Below are 3,429 nucleotides of genomic sequence, written 5' to 3' on the forward strand. Positions count from 1 at the left end.
CTTTCTATTTGTAGCTAAAAATAAAAGTAAATCTCTGCAATTTAGAACCAGCTGAAAAAGTGTATCAGCTGGTTTTTATTGAAATTATTCTGTTTTTTGCGGTGGAAAACTTAATGGGGATATTTTATGCAAGCGTTCTGCTTGGCTGCAAAGCTCCGCTACTTCTGCAAAGTGCCAATAATATTGATAATGGATTGCCTTACAGATTTCATCTGCAGTGTCGAAATGTTCATCGAGTTGATAGATTTGTTTTTGAGTGGGTAAAGTGCCACTCCAGCTTTCTATAAACTCCGCCATATTACGAAATTTTTCATCTGCAATTTTTATGTTTTTTGCTTCTCTCGTTGCTTGATGAGAAGCGGCTAGCGTTAAATCAGCCAAGCGGTTAACCGTTGGCATAATTTGTTCATGTAACTCATCAGCACAATTTAATAAGCAATTAAATTGATAAATATGGCATTGTAGAGCAATGATAATAGGTTCAAGCACATACATGGCTTGTAAATTTTTTAATAATGAATCTAGCTCTGTCTTTTGCTCATCTGATAAGAGTGTTTTATTAAAAAGAATACGCTGATAAAACAATTGATCTATGGTAAATAATGTTTTTTGCTGTTGTTTCATCTCGCTATTTAAGTTGCCGAGTTCATATTCCACTTCTCGAATATTGTTTGCTTTTAAATTGAAATCTGCAGGATCAATTTGAATATTAGATTGCCAATATGCTTTGGCTAAAGTCGCTTGATTTATCTGCTGTAATTGCTGATAAAATTTGTCGAGATCTAAAGAAAATTGCGGTTGTAATTTTCGAATAGCATTCATACATTGGATATGATTTTCAGGTTTTTCCTCCAATAGTGGCGTCAAATTTAAAAGCCGGCCATTGCTGCTACCATTGAAGAATGTTTGATAGCTGAGTTGTAACGCTTCTTTACGTTCATCACGATCTATTAATTTATGATTAGCGACGATGTGTTTGCGAGGGTTGTGTATTCCCATACGAGTGTAAGTGTCTATAGTTACTGCTTCGCACAGCTTATCTATAGATTTAATTAATTGCTTTGCAGGAAATTCACTAGTGAAAATTCCCGGATCATTACGTTTAGCTATATGTTTAATACGATCGTTATCTGCAGGATGGCTATCCGTAGATGACGTTTTACCATCTTGCATATCTTGTTTAATGCATTTCTCTATCGTTTCATCTGTTTTTTCTGCAAAATATATGGTTGCTAGAGGGAGGTTAGCTAATAGCCGTTCATCATTCCATGAATCTTTATTTACTTGATTTACCTGACTTGTTGCATAGCATAACTTGCGCATATTAATCGAAGTTGGTTCAAATTGATTACTGCCAACAAAACGGCTTTCATAACTGTCTGCATCATATTCCATGGCGCGAGACATATATTGTGTTAAACGGTAATTTAGTTTGTATAATAATTTGAATATACAGCGGGTAAGCTTAATCGCTTGTTGAGCAGCAAATATGGAAAGTGTGCCGACTAAATGCCAATCAGCCTTATCTGACCATTCTTCTAATCGTTCATCCCATGTGTCCGGTACATAAGCTCGGTGACAAAACCAAAAGTTAATGGCATTGACTACATAATAGGTTTTCATTGCGGAAGACTGAGCAAAGTGGCCAAACTCATGGGCGAGGATGCCACTAAATTGACGAACGTTTAATCCTAAAAGCAATGGTAGCCCGATGGTTAGGCGTAATTTTTTTTGGCCTAAACTTGAGTAGCCGTACATTGCCCCTGCTGAAGCATTAACTTCAGTATCTAAGCAAATTTGATCAGGAAAAGGCACTGATATTCTCTCACACATGACGTCAATGAGATTAAATAAGGCTGGGCCATCTATACGTCGCATTTCAAAATACTTGGGTTTTTGGTAACTTGAAAATAAGGGTCTGAGTAGAAATAGAGTTAATACCGTTATAATGAAATAAGGGATAATAATGGCTGATAGTTTTAAAAATCCTCCAGAAATATTCCCTAAATTGTCAGATAAGAAGCTCGCATAGTACCCCCCTAAATAGAGTAGGGAAAATAAAACTGATACATAGACAATAGGAGCAATTAAACTCACCATTAAAGCAAGCAATAATGAACAGCGATAACTAAAGCTGATTTTGCTGCGTGTAAATTCTCCTGTTAATAGTTTTTCAAAGTCTTCTTTACTTTCATAAGTGTTACTCAATGTTGATTGCAATGTCTCGCTATGTGCTTTCTTTTTAGGAGTTTGGTTTTGCTTAAGCACGACTTTAAGCCCGTGTTTAGAAAATCGATCCGCTAACTTATCCGCGAAATCTTGGCTGACATTTTTCCTAATCACGGCATTTTTTTCCAACAACTTTACTGCATCTTCGGAAGTGAGTTTAAATGCGGAGATAATATTATGTACTACTTGGCTTTCTTTAAACCCAGCTTCTAATGTTCCAGTGCTGATAACTGATAGTTGTGTCATAACGTTCCTTGTTACTTGTTACTTGTATCAAATTTTGAGAGCCAGGTCTTTAATATTGACCCAGTGTCATTTATCTTCTTTTCTAAAAATTCAAAACTAAAGATCTGACCCGAATTGCATACATTTAATTTTCCGGCCTAACAACTAAATGTTTTTTGCAATTAACTCTGCTTTTAACAATCCACCTTTAGTTAATAATTTTGCAGAGAATTTAGGGTGACGTCTTGCTTTGAATGCGTCATGGATTAACTTCAACCCTTTAGCTTCGAGTAATGAAATATTTACTTCTGTATCCATTTCGGCGCTTTCGATAAAATCGACAGAGAAACTTGGAGCTATAATTAAAACCTGTGCAACTCGTTTCCCCTGATTTTCACATCTATTAACATATGCTTTAACTTGACGAGATGTTGTTGAATATTTAGCAAAATCACCATTCTTAGACGTTTTTGCTTCGCCAACAATTACATCATCATCATTTAGAGAAATAATTATGTCAGCTTTATCTTTTGCCGTATTAATACTTTTACGAACATCTTCATCTACAACAAGCTTAATAGTTTCAAAGATTTCTTTAGTTATTTCTTCGAATTTCACTCCAATTTCAGCTTCTGCCATTTCGATACCAGCAGCCTTTAAACTTGATAAGTCACGCTGTGCAAGCGCTGCATAATTTTCTATTAATTTATCGTTTGTGTTTGCAAAAAACTCCAATATGAGCTGTCTTGGTTTTCCCCTTTTCGCTAGAGACATTTTATCCCGTATGGCTTTGATTTCTTCATTACTTAAGAGGTATAAAATATCAACGGGAGTAATACTAAGTGCTCTAAGCTTATCTGTATCGATATCTTCAGCATCTTCTAGTTCAAACTCTTCTTTTAGTAATTTTTCTAGTCTTGGGAAATGAACTTGTAATGACGCATACATTTCTTTGAACCCAGCGGCACTTAAAGC

General features: G+C 35.5%; 1 protein-coding gene and 1 pseudogene. Both read right to left on the bottom strand.

Translation table 11 applies throughout. The features are described 5' to 3' along the window. Positions 1-84: 84 nt before the first annotated feature. On the bottom strand, positions 85-2,475 hold the full coding sequence (locus AC4GME_RS17920) for a M48 family metallopeptidase (RefSeq protein WP_490379948.1): 2,391 nt from the start codon (positions 2,473-2,475) through the stop codon (positions 85-87). 144 nt (positions 2,476-2,619) lie between these two features. After that, a pseudogene (locus AC4GME_RS17925) lies at positions 2,620-3,429 on the bottom strand (hypothetical protein); the annotation flags it as partial.

It is taken from the genome of Psychromonas sp., from assembly GCF_983033635.1.